Below are 14,189 nucleotides of genomic sequence, written 5' to 3'. Positions count from 1 at the left end.
GCGATCATGACCGAATCCGCCGCCTTCTGGCTTCCCGTGGTCTGGGCCGTTCTCGCGGCCTCTGCCATCTTCCTTTACGTCATCCTTGACGGCTTTGACCTGGGCATCGGCGTCCTGTTCCTGAAGGAACGGGATCACGATCACCGCAACGTCATGGTCAACACGGTCGCCCCTGTCTGGGACGGCAACGAAACCTGGATGATCTTCGGCGGCGCCGCACTCTACGGCGTCTTCCCGGTTGCTTACGGCACGATTCTTCCCGCGCTGTACCTGCCGATCCTGTTCATGCTGCTGGCTCTCATCCTGCGCGGCGTCTCCTTCGAATTCCGCTTCAAGATGAAGTCTCCCGGTTCACAGCTGTTCTGGGATGCATCCTTCTGCGGTGGTTCCATCGTTGCAGCATTCATGCAGGGTGTGATCCTCGGGACGCTGGTGCAGGGCATTCCTGTCCAGAACAACGTGTTCGTCGGAACCTCGCTGGACTGGCTGACGCCGTTTGCACTGTTCTGTGGTGCCGCCGTCACAATCGGCTACGCACTTCTGGGCTCCACATGGCTCATCTGGCGCTGTGAAGGCGAACTTCAGGATACGATGCGTCGTGTTTCCTACGGCCTTGCCGGCCTGATGCTGCTGACGATCGTCGCTGTATCCGTCTGGACGCCACAGCTTCACACCACCTACATGCAGCATTGGCTGGAATGGCCACAGCTTGCTCTGGTCCTGCCGGTTCCCGTCGCTGTCGTAGCTGTCGCTGGCGCGCTGTTCCTGGGCCTGCGCAACCGCAAGTCCCACCTGCTGCCGTTCATCTCGACACTGGGTCTGTTCTTCCTGTGCTTCTCCGGTCTCGGGATCAACGTGTGGCCGTATATCGTGCCGCCGACCATCACGATCTGGCAGGCCTCTTCGCCACCAAGCAGTCAGGCTTTCGTCCTGTTCGGTGCGATGTTCCTGCTGCCAGTCATCCTCGGCTACACGATTTATTCCTACTACGTGTTCCGTGGAAAAGTGACGAACGAGCATCACTACCACTGACCTTCAGGGAGTTCGCGCCATGAGAATCGAGTACGGAAAGCCCAACCAGAAAACCGGCATCGTCGCCTGGATGAAACGGGTGGGATGGTTCGTACTCTTCTGGCTCAGCGGTGTCCTCGTCGTTGGCGTGGGCGCTGAACTCCTCAAGAGGATCATCTTCGGCGGCCATCACTAACCGAGGCCTCCCAAAGAAAAACCCCGCCCCTGAAAGGCGGGGTTTTTCATGCCCTCAGAAGGTATCTTTCTGCCGACGCAAGTCCGCAAAATGCGACACATCGGACGCTCGCAGAAATGGATTCGTGGCCCGCTCCGTTCCCAGAGAGACTGGCAATGTCGGTCTCCCCGCTTCCAGAAGCGTTTCCACTTCCGCTGCCCGCGCTTTCAGAGCCTGATTGTCTGGATCGACATGCAATGCGAAGGCAATGTTCGAGCGGGTATACTCATGTCCGGCACAAACCAGCGTGGTATCAGGCAGTGCATCATAACGATGAAGACTCCGATACAGCTCTTCTGCTGTCCCCTCCAGCAGGCGCCCACATCCGACACTGAACAGCACATCACCACAGAACAACGCAGGCACTTCAGGCACAACATAGGAAAGATGCCCGACAGCGTGTCCCGGCGTTAGAAGAACGTCCACTTTGGTGGATCCGATATAAAAGCTGTCACCATCTTCAAGGCCACGATCCAGCTTGGGGAGCCATTCCTGCTTTTGGGATGGGCCGAACACTTTCGCGCCATATCGTTCGCGAAGTGCTTCCACCCCTCCCGTGTGATCCGCGTGGTGATGCGTCAGAAGAATCAGATCGAGACGCCCTTCTCCCAACACGGCCATGACTGGACCAGCTTCGCCTGGGTCTACGACAGCCCGCGTCCCGTCTTCTGCTTTCAAAAGCCAGACATAATTGTCTGACAAAACCGGAATGGACTGAATATCAAGTGACATGACAGTTCCCCTGAACTGAGCTTGCTGGTTAGATACTTCCATGCTGACGCGCCTGACACGCACCCGTTCCGAAGATGCTGCCGCTTTCTATCAAAGCTGGGCAGGCCAACGCACAGCCAGTCTCCTCAACCGAAGATTGAACAGCCTCCTGCCAGACCTCCGGGCGCGTCGACTGCTCGGGATAGGGTACCCCGGCCCCTATCTTCCTGCCACAGCCGGGTGCGCAATTTCTGCGCGTTTGCAGCATCCCCAGACCCAGCGCCCATTTCACCACATCGTTCAGGACTGTCTGATTGATAGCGGGCGCCTGCCTTTTGATGACCTGTCGATGGATACCGTGCTGGTCGTTCATGGACTGGAGTTTACCCGCTCAGCAGCAGAGTTTCTCCGCGCCGCTTGGAAAGTCATGACGGATGACGGCTACCTGATTCTCGTCGTACCAAACCGCTCCGGCTACTGGGCTCATACGGATGCAACACCTTTTGGTCACGGCGTCCCCTTCAGCACCAGACAGTTGACGCGGTTGCTGGAGCAAGGACTGTTCCAAATCGAACATCACACTGGCGCCCTCATGACGCCCCCTGCTCTGCTGTCGCGTCTTTCAGGCACACTTCCAGAACGCGTTGGAAAAATGATCCGCTACCCCTGCGCGGGCGTCCATATCGTGGTGGCTCGCAAGAACGTCTATGCAGGCCTGCCTCTGATGGACGAAAAAGCGCGTGTGACCGTCCCCAGACAGGTTGCAGAACCTGCCTGAAAAACGCCTTCTTTGTGGCGAATTCTTGACCCTAGCTTCCTGTGCCGTAAGAGTGCGTTCCATGTCGTTGATCCAGTCCCTCAAACTTGTCCTGTCGCCGCCGCATCGCGCTGCGACTCCCTTCCTCGCTGCAGGTGCCTTCGTTGGCATCATCGGCCGCCTGACGCCCTGGCGGTTCACGCGTCTCATCGGAAAGGCTGGCATCGCATTTTCTGCCTTCTGCCTGTATTTCTTCCGGGATCCGAAGCGCACACCACCACCGGGATCAGATCTCGTACTGGCGTCTGCAGATGGCCGCGTAACGTCAGTCTCTCTCGTTGCTCCACCGGCAGCGCTTGAAATGGGCACAACTCCGGTCTGGCGCGTCTCGACGTTCCTGTCCGTGCTGGATGTGCACATCAACCGGATGCCTGCAGCCGGTCAGGTCACGAAGATTGCCTATCATGCAGGCAAGTTCCTGAACGCCAGCCTCGACAAGGCCTCAGAGCATAACGAACGCAACGAAATCCGCCTGACCCTTCCCGACGGCCGCAATATCGGTGTCGTGCAGATCGCAGGCCTGATCGCGCGCCGCATCCTCTGCTTCGTTGAAGAAGGCGAGCACCTGGAAGCTGGTGAACGCTTCGGTCTGATCCGTTTTGGCTCCCGCACAGACGTGTATCTGCCGCCGGGTGTTGAGCCGATCGTTGTTGAAGGCCAGACCATGATCGGGGGCGAAACCGTCCTGGCGAAGCTCTGAGCCAGAACGCGCCAATGACCATTCCCGAGACGGCTGAACCCAACCGTCCTGCCAGACGCCGCCGCATTCGTCGCCGACTGCGCCGCATGGGACGCACCCCCCGCACACGCGTGCGGGGACCGTCCTTTAACCGGCTGATTCCCAACATCCTGACCATGCTCGGCCTGTGTGCCGGGTTGAGCGGGATGCGCTTTGCGCTGGAACACCAGTTTGCACACGCAGCGGTCGCCCTCCTGATCGCAGCCTGCATTGATGGACTGGACGGCCGGATTGCCCGCCTTCTGCGCGGTACAACGCGTTTTGGCGCCGAATTCGACAGTCTGTCAGATTTCGTATGCTTCGGTGTCGCACCGTCATTCGTGCTGCTGATCTGGTGCCTTGAAGATGCCGGACGCTATGCCTTTGTCCCCTGCATCATGTTCACGGTCTGCATGGCCCTTCGTCTGGCACGCTTTAATGCAAGCCTGGATGACGATGACAAGCCAGATTACTCCGCCAACTTCTTTACCGGCGTTCCAGCCCCTGCTGGCGCAGGTATTGTTCTGTTCCCCGTATTCCTGGGCCTTGAGGCAGACAGGATGCATGCCGAAGGCCTCGCAGCTTTCGCCCGTGCACCCATCGTCTCGGCAGTCTGCCTTATCCTGACAGGTCTGCTGCTGGTCTCGACGCTGCCGGTCTGGTCTTTCAAGAATTTCAAGGTTCCGGCCCGCTATGTTCTGCCGCTTATGCTGGGAACGGGCCTCTATGCGGCCGTTCTCGTTGCGGACCCGTGGGGCGCACTAGCCGCAGCCGGACTTTTTTATGTCGCAATACTGCCCTTTTCCCGCCGGTCTTATCACCGGCTGAAACGGGCCGCTGAAGACATGTCCGAAACGGTTGAAGAAGAAGCAATCTGAACAAAAAAAGCCGCCGGAATGACCGGCGGCTTTTTTTATGTCTCCACATGGCTGGAAGCAGTCTTCCAGCCATTCGGAAAATACTTACTCGGTCACATCCCAAAGCCATGCTGCACCGCGGACGCCAGAGCTGTCACCATGCAGGTTCTTGACGATTGGCGTTGTGCAGACCGGCGTGATGACGTGCTTGCTCAGGAGCGGCGGAACACGCTCATACAGAGACGCCAGATTGGAAATTCCGCCTCCGAGAACGATCACGTCCGGATCAAGGAAGTTGATCGCAAGGGAACAGGCGCGCGCAAAACGCTCCATGTAGAGGTTCAGTGCGCGAATGGCAGCCTGATCGCCGTTTGCAGCAGCATCTTCGATGCCAGCCGTGTTGCGGTTACCTGGGCCCTTCCAGTCAGCTGCGAGAGCCGGACCGGAAAGATAGCGCTCCATGCAGCCCTTGTTTCCGCAGAAGCAAGGACGCGGCTCACCATCTTCAGGAAGCGGCCAGGGAAGCGGCAGATGCCCCCATTCACCAGCAATATGATGGCGGCCCTCAAGCACACGCCCGTTATTGACAATGCCAGCGCCCATGCCCGTTCCGACAATAATGCCAAAAACAGTCTGTGCACCTTTAGCTGCACCATCGGCCGCCTCAGACAACGCAAAGCAGTTTGCATCGTTCTCTGTGCGAACAGGACGGGACAGAGCCGATTCCAGATCCATGCCGAAAGGCTGATCGTTCAGCCAGGTCGCGTTGGCGTTCTTGATCAGCCCCGTCTCCGGAGAAATCGATCCTGGAATGCCAATACCCAACGTGGACGTGCTCTGACCGGCAGACACGCGGTGGCTCGGAACAGCCCCCAGACGATGATCCACACTCGTCACGAGATCACGGATCGCAAGAACCGCTTCCGGATAAACACCTGGATTAGGAATTCGCTCACGCAGGACAAGATCGCCCTGACGATTAAGAACTGCGATCTCGATCTTGGTTCCACCGAGATCAATACCAAGGCGATAGTCAGCCATCTCATGCCCTGTGTTGTTTGGCGGCCGTCTGAAAAGAAAGCCTGAAAACAGATTAACGCACTGTATGCGCCCGTCTGATTGAACGTGAAAGCCTCTGTCGGCAAGTCATCCGATCACAAAAAATCAATGTTTCTGTTTTTGTAGGATCGAGTGCTGGTCAAACTCCGCCATTCATCCCTCAGCGAGACGCTGAAGACCCACAAGAATGTCCTGGGGAGACGGAGGACATCCTGGAATAGCCCGACGGACCGGCGTGAGCGCCTTCAAGCCTCCCAAAGTGGCATAATTCGGCCCGAACATCCCGCCATCAACAGCGCAGGCGCCTACAGCCACCAGACTTTTTCCAGCCGGCATCGCGTTCCAGACCCGCTCAAGCATCTGAACACAAGCCCTGCCCATCGGCCCCGTAACCAACAGCCAGTCTGCATCTGCCGGATCGGTAACGCGTGCAAAGCCATATTGCTCAAGAGCGAAAGCACTGCCGCATAAACTCTCCACTTCCATGGCGCAGCCTTCACATCCTCCGGTCTCCAATACGTACAAATTGATCGTATCGGGACGGACAGACGTGCCTTTGTCAGCAGATACTCTCCACCGCGAGACATTCAGGAAAGCATGCAGCACACTGAGTGGGCCCATAGTCTGAAACGCTGTCACATCGCCACTCCAGACGGGGCCAGAGCCAGAGACTTCAGCCCGGCACTCAAACGCTCAGGAGCCTCTCCCTGCAAAACGCGATGCAGAACGGGTAGTAAAGAGACAGCCGGGTCTCGGGCATGGACAGACTCAATCTTCCCATTCTTCAGGCGGACCCAATACCAGACGTCACCTCTCGCCCCTTCAGCCGCGCCAATGCCTTCCTGCGTGGCTTCAGGTGCAGGCTCATCATCATCCATGCCGATACTCCCCAAAATCCGCTTGATTAAAGCCAGAGAATCCCGGATTTCCGTTAAACGCAACGCATCGCGGGCGGCCGCATCGCCATCGCTTGAGCCCGTTGCCCGCAAAGCATCCAGCCGCATACCGACTTCCCTGCGACGCACATCCAGGCTTCGACCCGAAGCCCGACCGACCAGACCACCCACGGCAAATTCACGTGCCTGCGCAGGCGCCAAAACCGCCAGTCCCTTCAAACGGGGTGCAAATACGGATTGCAGTTCGCGCAGTTGCGCCATGCGAGAGTACATGACCTCCAGAACAGCATGAGCCAGCGGAACGATTTCCAAACCAGACCGCACACCCTCGCACGTAATCACGTCCGTCAGTCGGCGCGGTACGCCCTGCTCTGCACAAGCGGCCGCAATAGCCTCCCGCGCATGCTCGCAGTGTGTTGCCAGCAGCCCCGCATCCACGGCACGTGCTGTTCTCGCCATATCGAAGAGGTGGACGGAAATTCGCTCGATTTCGAGAAGGATCATCCAGGCATCCCGCGTCCCTGGACCCGGCTGCAACCCGCGCGCTTGGGCAACAGCCCGGCAAAACGCCATTGGGTGGGCGACAAAACCCCCAGCCGTCATGCGGGCCACCAGCGGGAGAGCCTCTTCAGGCGACAATCCAACCATGCGTTGCAACACACCGCGATGAGCCAGCCCAGCATCGACGGACAGCCCTTGCACTGCGCCGCGCAGCACATCGAAAGAGAGTTCGAGCGGACCGCTCAATCCTGTTGTTTCCGCGCGCAGGCGGCTACGGCCCGCAGGCAAGGGCATAGCCTGCCCTCCAGGCCCCGGCCGTGAGGAAAGCGGCCATGTCGTTTCCCAGAAACCATCATCAAGGGCAGGACGACCATCTCCACAGGCACTCATGGCCTCAACGCCCCAGAGATCATAGGCTACGCGTTCCCCCCACTCCGCCGCAGGGAAACGTGAAGATGGCGCCAGATAACGACGATCTTCCACCGCCGTACTGGCCATCAAAGGGCAATCGCCATCCAGCAACAGCACGTAAACACGCTGCTCATCCGCCCAGCATGACAGTAGTGACAAAGCTCTGCCGGGGGCAGCCAGCATCCCTTCCCATTGCTCGGGATCAAGATGGTAATGCGCCAGCGCAACCCGCTCACCACTCCGGATGATGCGTTCCATGCTTATCATGGCCGCCACCCGGGTGCTGGATGCCATGCCAAAAGCAGCGGTCCGCAAAGACCGACAAGCAAAAGAACAGCCTCAACGGCCGGAACAATGCCACCCTTGAGACTAAGACCGGACGGCATCAGCCCGGCCAGACGAACCTGCCTCAACCCAGGAAGAAGACAAACGATCATCAGCACGAGTAGCAGTGGCTCGAGAGAGCGACCAATCGCCAACAACGCGCAAAAGACCGGCCAGGGCGCTACACCAGCGGCAACCATCTCGTATCGACGGCCATCATTCTGACGTTCCAGAACAGCCAATCCGACAGACGCCACCAAAAGAAGGACAATTGCACTTCCTTCACCAACCGCCGCGGCAATCGCACCCAGCGAGGACAGAATGGGCAAGAAGACACCGCGCCCTCGGGACTGGCCTGCCATACGCATGATCAGTGTCCCGAACCCTGCGACCAGCACCAGAATATGAACGAGCGGGTGCCCGTCCAGTCGCAACATCAGCAAAATGGCCGCAAACCTCAGACCCGTATCAAGCAGCACTGCATCAGGTTCCGGGACGGGAGACGGCCCCAGACCGGCCATCATGCACAACCCGACTGTCAGCAGAACCGGCCCCAGAGGAGACTGATCCATCGACAGCAGGGACGCCCCCAGCACTCCCAGAATAACTCCACCGAGACGTGACCTCGCCATATCCCAGACAATGGCAGCCTTCTGCGCCCCCCGGCCCTCGCGCCAGGCCCAGAGAACCGTTCCTGCGCCGCACAGCACCGTGACCGCGAAAGCTGAATGAACATTCAGTGCCATCAGAGCGCATCCGGTCACCAGAAAGGGCAAAATACGTCCAACCCGGTCTCCCGCAGGCGGTAAAAGAAGCGGCATGACTGCAACCACGCAGGAGCACGCGGCGGCGAGCGCATCCGCACCCGGCATCAGCCAAACTGCAACAGGGGTCATGAGAGCACCAGCAATCGCAAACGTGCGACTGCTGACAGCCTGTCGGCCTGGCGGGGTCATGAGCAGCAGAAAAGCGGCCAGAAGCGGCCAGACTGTCACGGCAAACAGCGTTCCAACGGGAGCAAGTGGATGCATCAGTTTTCCTCCACCCGCCGCCAGGCAAGGCGTGGCAATAGCGTCATACCCAGTGCGCCCAGAACACCCCATAGCGCTACAGCCGCAGCAAAGAACGGCCACGACTGAAGAACACACGCCATAACAATCAGTCCGTCAGCAGCCATCAGCAGCCCTGTAAACTGCACAAGTGCCGGACCGAAAGCAGCGCCACACAGGCCCACCAGAACCGCTCCCGCTCCCAACACAGGCGCCAACCCAAGACTCGCACCTGAGAGACCTAGTGCCAGCAGCAGAAGCAACGCCCCGACCACAGGCAGCACGGCACCGCGATCTGGCACATGACCAGCGAACCGCCTGAGCCATATCCAGGCACCAATATTCAGACCGATTAACGCGATCGCGGTAAGCAGCGCCAGAAGCCCTCCGCAGACTGTCGCCCCCGCAAAAGCACATACCAGACCGTAAAGGGGCAGGCCTCGTCCATCTCGCCCCAGCCCAGCAAGCGCCAGCAGCAGAAGCACGCCAAATCCGACAATCATGTCGCAAACCTCCCGGCGAGCGCGAGCAAAAGCGCCACTCCGGCAAATAGCGCCGTCAGTCGTTCACTGCGTTCCTGTGCGGTGAGCCTCAGTCCAATAAGCACGACCACCACCAGAGCAAGTCGACCCAACAGCCCACCCAATCCTACAAACCAGCCCGTCACATCGCTTCCACCCAGACCAACCGTAATGGGCAGAGCGAGATCAGCCAGTAGCAGAAGCCAGGCCGTATTCAGAACTTCCGCAACATTCCGCGACATCTCACGAACCTGACGGCTTGTTTCGCCGTCCAGACGCTGGATCATATCGTCTTCACGCAGGGGCGGGCAGGAAATCGCCAACGCCAATGCGCACGCGCCCAGCGCACCTTCGAGCCCTGGTGCTGGCTCAATGTGCAACATGGCACATAAGCCCCCCACACCATCCGCGCCCGGTGCCGCAAGCGCAATCAAGGCTTCCGTCAGGCAGAGCACCAGAACGGCAGGGAGAACCCGCCGCCATTCTTCCCTTTGCTGTGGAACACCTAACATGAGGCGACCAGCCAGCAGCAAAAGGCCGATCAGCAGAGGATTGGCGAGAGAAACAAATGCCCCGCCCGTCGTCACCGCAGGCAGAACAACAAAGATCAACAACGCGATAGCCAGAACGAGCGCCAGCCTCGGTGCAACAGGCAGTTTTAAGACAATGCCCCAGAAGAGGATTGCCCTGCGCATCTGACGCTGAGGCCCGCAAATGGCTTCGCCATTTATCCAGCGAGGCAACTCTGCCAGAGCCCACCCCATGACAGGTGCCAGAGCCAGAAGAATAAAAAGCTGAAACAACGTCTGGGCGACAGCCCATAGACCGGTCATCATCATGCCGTCAGACCCAGAACCACCAGAACAAGCGCAAGCAGCACAAGCCAGAGCCCCACCGCCATCTGCCGCATATCTGGCATTTGACCGCTCTTAAGCGCTGCCAGTGCCTGAAGACGGATCCGACCACCGACAATCAAACGACGCATGATCCAGGGCAGAGCCGGAGGCTCTTCGAAGAGTCCTGTCTCTGATCGGCCAGTCTGCGTCCCCGGAAGCAGTAAGTTCGCGATCGCCTTTTCAAGACCGCCCTCCGTGCGCCACGATTTTACAAAGAACAGCCACATCACACTGAGAATTAACATCAAAGCTGGCACCTTGAGGTGTGCGCCGTCTCCGCCACCCAAAGACCAGAACGGCCAGACCCACTCTCCCTCGACGTGATGAAGCACGGGACTGAACACGCCAAACACTGCCACCGGCAGCAGCAGGGCGCCCAAAATAACCCCGCAGACCGCACCAGCTGGACCGATAGGCAAAACACCCGTGTCGGGCCGACGCCCCACAATCAAAACGTCAAACAGTGAAATCAGGCCAATCAGAAGCGCCACAAGCACTCCAATCACGCTCCAGCCCTGCACACCGGCAGCCAGCCCCAGCGCAGCGTGAATTCCCAGCCACAACACGAGAAACCCCGGCAGGGGCGGAAACGGCAGACGCAACGTCACGAGGACCGGCATCAGTCTCAGCACCGGAACGGACAGCGTTATCAGGGTCAGATCCAGCAACAGGCTTTCAAGCGCAATCCGCGCGCCTGTTCCCATGCCCTCATCCTGCGCAGCAATCAGAAGCGTTGCCAGAATGGCAGGCCGGACTAGTCCCAGATCGCCAGGGGAAATTCCCCAGAACACACTGCGCCCTAAAACGAGCAAAACAAGAGCAGCCAGTCCCGCTGCACAGCCAATAGGGACGACGGCCCCCGCATGCCAGACAAGCGCAACGGCAAGAACAGACGACAACGCCGGAAAAAGCGCACCCTCACGTGTGAAGAGCGCAGGCCAGAACAGCACCGGAAAGAGAGAAAGAAGCGCCAACGTACTGTCTGGCATCAATGCCGAGCATAAGAGAGCTGGCAGCGCCCACGATACCGGGCACGCTTTGCGCTCCTGCGTCATCAGCACGCCAATCGCTACAGCAACAGCCGGAGCAGACGTCAACAATACAGCCGCAAGAGCTGCCGGAAGGGCAAAGCGCCCCCGGCCAACACGGCTTTCCCGGTCTGTCTTAAGAGCAGCAGGAAACGTCAATGCTGCAAGGCAAAGAGAGACCGGATCAGTATGAAACAGGGCAGAAAAAGTGAGCAGGGTATGGTCCGGTCCAGAGTGGGAACGGGCCGTATCAGATCATGCCCGTCAGATCATGGCGAGAGATACCTTGCGTTGCGGCGGAGGGAAAGCATGATCCAGAACTTTCAGGTCCTCTTCAGTGAGGCTGATTTCCAAACAGGCAACATTGGAGAGGAGATGCTTTGGAGAGCCGGCCTTGGGAATAGCCATGACATTTTCCCGACGCATCACCCAGGCCAGTGCAATCTGAGCAGGGTCAGCCGGACCAGCAGACGTCTCATGTCTCCCTGCGATCTCGGCAAGAGCGGGGTGCTGGAGAAGTTCACCGCCCTGCCCCAGCGGAGAATAAGCCATCGTCACAGTGCCGGTCGAAAGATCGTGATCCAGCAGATCAAACTCCGTTCCGCGATGTTCCAGACTGTAAAGAACCTGATTGACCTGACAGGACCCTGAAAGCGCCTCGATTTCTTCCATGTCATCAACATCGAAGTTTGAAACACCCCATCCCCGGATTAGCCCGTCTGTCTGAAGGTCTTCGAACGCCCGAATGGTCTCTTCCAGCGGCGTACCACCACGCCAGTGCAGCAGATACATGTCCAGCCAGTCCGTATCCAGGCGGTCCAGCGAACGCCGGCAGGCCCGGCGCACGCCGTCATAAGACGCATTGGACGGGAGAACCTTGCTGACGAGATAAACATCATCCCGCACATCCGCGATGGCTTCCCCAACCAGCTTTTCAGACCGGCCGTTTCCATACATTTCCGCTGTGTCGATAACCCGCAAACCGGCTTCCAGACCCGTGCGCAAACTCTCGATTTCCAAAGCGCGGCGATCTGCACTGTCTCCGACATTCCATGTCCCCATTCCCAATGCAGGAACGGTGGTGCCGTTGCGGAGCGTAACGGTTTTCATAAGGCGTCTCCCGGGAAGAACTCTGTCACACAACGACATACCCCCCGAAGATGTTCCGCCTGAACCTCAGCCGGACTTCTTCCAGCCCCGCTCCTGCTGCTGCCAGTACACAAGGGTATGGCCAGCCGCTTTCAAGGCTACCCATCTTTGACGGGCCCTCTGGACGCTCGCGGGGTCACGCCCATCGAACAGGTCAAAAATTCTTGTGAACGGAGAAAAATCGTCTTCTCCAGCGCCATCAATCCGAAACAGGAATTTTGCACCATTCGGCACATCAGTCCCTTCTGTCAGCCAGATCGGCTGCCAGAACGCATGACCCATCTTTGCAGTGCCATGCGGAAGCCACACAGGATCGCGGGAGGCCCAGAGCGCCGCATCCAGAGCCGTGACTGACGCCCCATCAGGGCAACGGACCAAGGCCCGCTCCCCAACATCCAGCGTCTTACCCAGAAGCGCAGGCAACGCCTCTTCCAGAGGTGTCCGCGTCAGATGATAGAATCCGACATCCACTCTCAGGCACTGGCCTCATGAGACAGTACGAACTGGTTCAGAAGACGAACCCCAAACCCAGTTGCACCCTTCGGAGCCGTCGGGGACGCCGTCGTCTTCCATGTCGTGCCGGCAATATCCAGATGCGCCCAGACCGTCTCACCAACGAAGCGCTTCAGGAACTCAGCCGCCAGAATGGCACTCCCCGGACGGCCACCAATGTTCTTCATATCTGCAATGTCAGAGTCGATCTGGCGATTGTACGCCTCGCCCATCGGCATCCGCCACAGACCTTCGCCAACCTGCTTTCCAGCTTCGAACAGACCGGAAGCCAGCGTGTCGTCATTGCTGAACAAACCTGCGTTTTCCGTTCCAAGGCTCACCACGATCGCACCGGTCAATGTGGCCAGATCGACCATCAGCTTCGGCTTGAAACGATCCTTTGTATAGGCAAGCACATCCGCCAGAACCAGACGGCCTTCGGCATCCGTGTTCAGCACTTCAATGGTCTGGCCACTATAACTCGTCACAATATCGCCCGGACGCTGTGCCCGGTCAGACACCATGTTTTCCACCAGTCCGACAACACCGATCGCATTTACCGGAGCCTTGCGGCGCGCCAGTGCGCTCATAAGGCCGATCACCGTGGCGGCACCGCCCATATCGGTCTTCATCTCGTCCATGCCGGCAGCAGGCTTGATCGAAATTCCACCGCTATCAAACGTTACGCCCTTGCCGATGAAGGCCAGAGGGGCCTCATCACCACCGCCATTATGACGGACAATTACCGTGCGGGGCTTGTTCGCACTTCCCTGTGCCACACCTAGAAGGGCACCAAAGCCCAATTCCTGCATGGCGGCTTCATCGAGAACTTCCACTTCAAGACCCGTCTCACGGAGCGCTTCGATCCGCGCTGTGAACGTTTCCGGAGACAGAATGTTGGCGGGTTCGCTGATAAGGTCCCGGGTTAGAAACACACCGCGAGATACGGCATCCAGAGCCGTCCAGCGCGCTTCAGCGGCGGCAACATCCGAAGCCACGACCGTCAAAGCCTTCAGAACCGGCCTCTCGGAAGACTTCTTCGTGCGATACAGAGCAAAGTCGTAACGAGCCAGACGCGCACCCAACGCAGCTTCTGGTGCAAATTCTGCAATATCTGCCGTCAGGGCGAGAACCGCATCAGCCACGCCATCGAGCGCTTTAGCTGCTGAGCCACCAGCATTTTCAACAGCAACCGATCCGACAGCCGAGCCATCCTTAGCCGCACATCCCACCAGAACAACCTGAGACAGACCAGCAGATGGCGCCGTCAGCACAACTGTCTGCCCAACTTCGCCCTTAAAACCCTTGAAAGACGCAGCACGGCTCAATGCACCAGCCGTCGCGTCATCGAGTGTCTTGAAGATGCTGTCTTCAAAGGTAGCCTTCCCATGCCCAATCAGGGCAACGGCCTGTGGCTGGGCGTCGCTCAGCGCTGGAAGCGAACCAAAAGAAATATCGAGCATATCGCACCTTTTGCATGGCAGAACCATTTCAGTGCTCCCGTTATCGGGAAC

Annotated in this window: 16 protein-coding genes; 5 read left to right on the top strand and 11 right to left on the bottom strand. The window is 58.7% G+C overall.

The annotated features are described in order from the left end of the window. Nucleotides 1-6 precede the first annotated feature (6 nt). On the top strand, nucleotides 7-1,032 hold the full coding sequence (gene cydB, locus R5H23_RS12210) for a cytochrome d ubiquinol oxidase subunit II (RefSeq protein WP_046901265.1): 1,026 nt from the start codon (nucleotides 7-9) through the stop codon (nucleotides 1,030-1,032). A 19-nt stretch (nucleotides 1,033-1,051) separates the two neighbouring features. Continuing rightward, entirely contained in the window at nucleotides 1,052-1,207 is a 156-nt protein-coding gene (locus R5H23_RS12205; protein WP_317215579.1) for a DUF2474 domain-containing protein, read from the top strand. Between the two features lie 54 nt (nucleotides 1,208-1,261). Here the strand turns inward: R5H23_RS12205 and gloB are convergent, their stop codons facing one another. Then, on the bottom strand, nucleotides 1,262-1,978 hold the full coding sequence (gene gloB / locus R5H23_RS12200; protein ID WP_317215578.1) for a hydroxyacylglutathione hydrolase: 717 nt from the start codon (nucleotides 1,976-1,978) through the stop codon (nucleotides 1,262-1,264). A 40-nt stretch (nucleotides 1,979-2,018) separates the two neighbouring features. Between gloB and R5H23_RS12195 the strand changes: the two genes are divergently transcribed. From R5H23_RS12195 to R5H23_RS12185, 3 genes are all read left to right on the top strand, one after another. Continuing rightward, complete coding sequence (locus R5H23_RS12195; RefSeq protein WP_317215576.1) at nucleotides 2,019-2,735, top strand: methyltransferase domain-containing protein; 717 nt, start codon at nucleotides 2,019-2,021, stop codon at nucleotides 2,733-2,735. Nucleotides 2,736-2,796: 61 nt separating this feature from the next. Then, the gene (locus R5H23_RS12190) at nucleotides 2,797-3,474 is read left to right on the top strand and encodes a phosphatidylserine decarboxylase (RefSeq protein ID WP_317215575.1); all 678 of its coding nucleotides are present in this window, start codon (nucleotides 2,797-2,799) and stop codon (nucleotides 3,472-3,474) included. Nucleotides 3,475-3,488: 14 nt separating this feature from the next. Beyond that, complete coding sequence (locus tag R5H23_RS12185) at nucleotides 3,489-4,370, top strand: phosphatidylcholine/phosphatidylserine synthase (protein ID WP_046901261.1); 882 nt, start codon at nucleotides 3,489-3,491, stop codon at nucleotides 4,368-4,370. Nucleotides 4,371-4,454: 84 nt separating this feature from the next. Here R5H23_RS12185 and R5H23_RS12180 read toward each other — a convergent pair whose 3' ends face one another. The 10 genes from R5H23_RS12180 to R5H23_RS12135 form a co-directional block, all read right to left on the bottom strand. After that, a complete protein-coding gene (locus tag R5H23_RS12180; protein WP_046901260.1) occupies nucleotides 4,455-5,390 on the bottom strand; it encodes an ROK family protein in 936 nt (311 codons plus the stop codon). A gap of 171 nt (nucleotides 5,391-5,561) precedes the next feature. Further along, entirely contained in the window at nucleotides 5,562-6,029 is a 468-nt protein-coding gene (locus R5H23_RS12175; protein ID WP_086633053.1) for an NADH-quinone oxidoreductase subunit B family protein, read from the bottom strand. Between the two features lie 14 nt (nucleotides 6,030-6,043). Then, nucleotides 6,044-7,510: a hypothetical protein gene (locus R5H23_RS12170; RefSeq protein ID WP_317215573.1), complete on the bottom strand. Its 1,467-nt coding sequence runs from the start codon at nucleotides 7,508-7,510 to the stop codon at nucleotides 6,044-6,046. Next, nucleotides 7,480-8,571, bottom strand: coding sequence for a hypothetical protein (locus R5H23_RS12165; RefSeq protein WP_211498456.1), 1,092 nt, complete (start codon nucleotides 8,569-8,571; stop codon nucleotides 7,480-7,482). The genes R5H23_RS12170 and R5H23_RS12165 overlap by 31 nt, the downstream gene beginning before the upstream one ends. Beyond that, nucleotides 8,571-9,092 carry a hypothetical protein gene (locus R5H23_RS12160; protein WP_211498457.1) on the bottom strand — a complete coding sequence of 174 codons (522 nt, stop codon included), beginning with the start codon at nucleotides 9,090-9,092 and terminating at the stop codon, nucleotides 8,571-8,573. The genes R5H23_RS12165 and R5H23_RS12160 overlap by 1 nt, the downstream gene beginning before the upstream one ends. Then, entirely contained in the window at nucleotides 9,089-9,949 is an 861-nt protein-coding gene (locus R5H23_RS12155; RefSeq protein ID WP_317215571.1) for a hypothetical protein, read from the bottom strand. The genes R5H23_RS12160 and R5H23_RS12155 overlap by 4 nt, the downstream gene beginning before the upstream one ends. After that, nucleotides 9,946-11,193, bottom strand: coding sequence for a hypothetical protein (locus tag R5H23_RS12150; protein WP_317215570.1), 1,248 nt, complete (start codon nucleotides 11,191-11,193; stop codon nucleotides 9,946-9,948). Before R5H23_RS12150 ends, R5H23_RS12155 begins: the two co-directional genes overlap by 4 nt. A gap of 105 nt (nucleotides 11,194-11,298) precedes the next feature. Further along, nucleotides 11,299-12,144: an aldo/keto reductase gene (locus R5H23_RS12145; protein ID WP_317215569.1), complete on the bottom strand. Its 846-nt coding sequence runs from the start codon at nucleotides 12,142-12,144 to the stop codon at nucleotides 11,299-11,301. A 66-nt stretch (nucleotides 12,145-12,210) separates the two neighbouring features. Further along, complete coding sequence (locus R5H23_RS12140) at nucleotides 12,211-12,654, bottom strand: DNA polymerase III subunit chi (protein ID WP_317215568.1); 444 nt, start codon at nucleotides 12,652-12,654, stop codon at nucleotides 12,211-12,213. Nucleotides 12,655-12,656: 2 nt separating this feature from the next. Beyond that, nucleotides 12,657-14,138, bottom strand: coding sequence for a leucyl aminopeptidase (locus R5H23_RS12135; protein WP_317215567.1), 1,482 nt, complete (start codon nucleotides 14,136-14,138; stop codon nucleotides 12,657-12,659). Nucleotides 14,139-14,189 lie beyond the last annotated feature (51 nt).

It is taken from the genome of Gluconobacter sp. GP1, assembly GCF_032913585.1.
GTDB lineage: Bacteria > Pseudomonadota > Alphaproteobacteria > Acetobacterales > Acetobacteraceae > Gluconobacter > Gluconobacter cerinus.
The sequence above is the reverse complement of the archived record's forward strand: the minus strand, read 5'-3'. Positions and strand labels throughout refer to the sequence as shown.

Bases quoted from the DNA above. Each gene is read 5' to 3' on its own strand.
- cydB (WP_046901265.1), top strand. From the start codon at position 7: ATGACCGAATCCGCCGCCTTCTGGCTTCCCGTGGTCTGGGCCGTTCTC.
- R5H23_RS12205 (WP_317215579.1), top strand. From the start codon at position 1,052: ATGAGAATCGAGTACGGAAAGCCCAACCAGAAAACCGGCATCGTCGCC.
- gloB (WP_317215578.1), bottom strand. From the start codon at position 1,978: ATGTCACTTGATATTCAGTCCATTCCGGTTTTGTCAGACAATTATGTC.
- R5H23_RS12195 (WP_317215576.1), top strand. From the start codon at position 2,019: ATGCTGACGCGCCTGACACGCACCCGTTCCGAAGATGCTGCCGCTTTC.
- R5H23_RS12190 (WP_317215575.1), top strand. From the start codon at position 2,797: ATGTCGTTGATCCAGTCCCTCAAACTTGTCCTGTCGCCGCCGCATCGC.
- R5H23_RS12185 (WP_046901261.1), top strand. From the start codon at position 3,489: ATGACCATTCCCGAGACGGCTGAACCCAACCGTCCTGCCAGACGCCGC.
- R5H23_RS12180 (WP_046901260.1), bottom strand. From the start codon at position 5,390: ATGGCTGACTATCGCCTTGGTATTGATCTCGGTGGAACCAAGATCGAG.
- R5H23_RS12175 (WP_086633053.1), bottom strand. From the start codon at position 6,029: ATGGGCCCACTCAGTGTGCTGCATGCTTTCCTGAATGTCTCGCGGTGG.
- R5H23_RS12170 (WP_317215573.1), bottom strand. From the start codon at position 7,510: ATGGCATCCAGCACCCGGGTGGCGGCCATGATAAGCATGGAACGCATC.
- R5H23_RS12165 (WP_211498456.1), bottom strand. From the start codon at position 8,571: ATGCATCCACTTGCTCCCGTTGGAACGCTGTTTGCCGTGACAGTCTGG.
- R5H23_RS12160 (WP_211498457.1), bottom strand. From the start codon at position 9,092: ATGATTGTCGGATTTGGCGTGCTTCTGCTGCTGGCGCTTGCTGGGCTG.
- R5H23_RS12155 (WP_317215571.1), bottom strand. From the start codon at position 9,949: ATGATGATGACCGGTCTATGGGCTGTCGCCCAGACGTTGTTTCAGCTT.
- R5H23_RS12145 (WP_317215569.1), bottom strand. From the start codon at position 12,144: ATGAAAACCGTTACGCTCCGCAACGGCACCACCGTTCCTGCATTGGGA.
- R5H23_RS12135 (WP_317215567.1), bottom strand. From the start codon at position 14,138: ATGCTCGATATTTCTTTTGGTTCGCTTCCAGCGCTGAGCGACGCCCAG.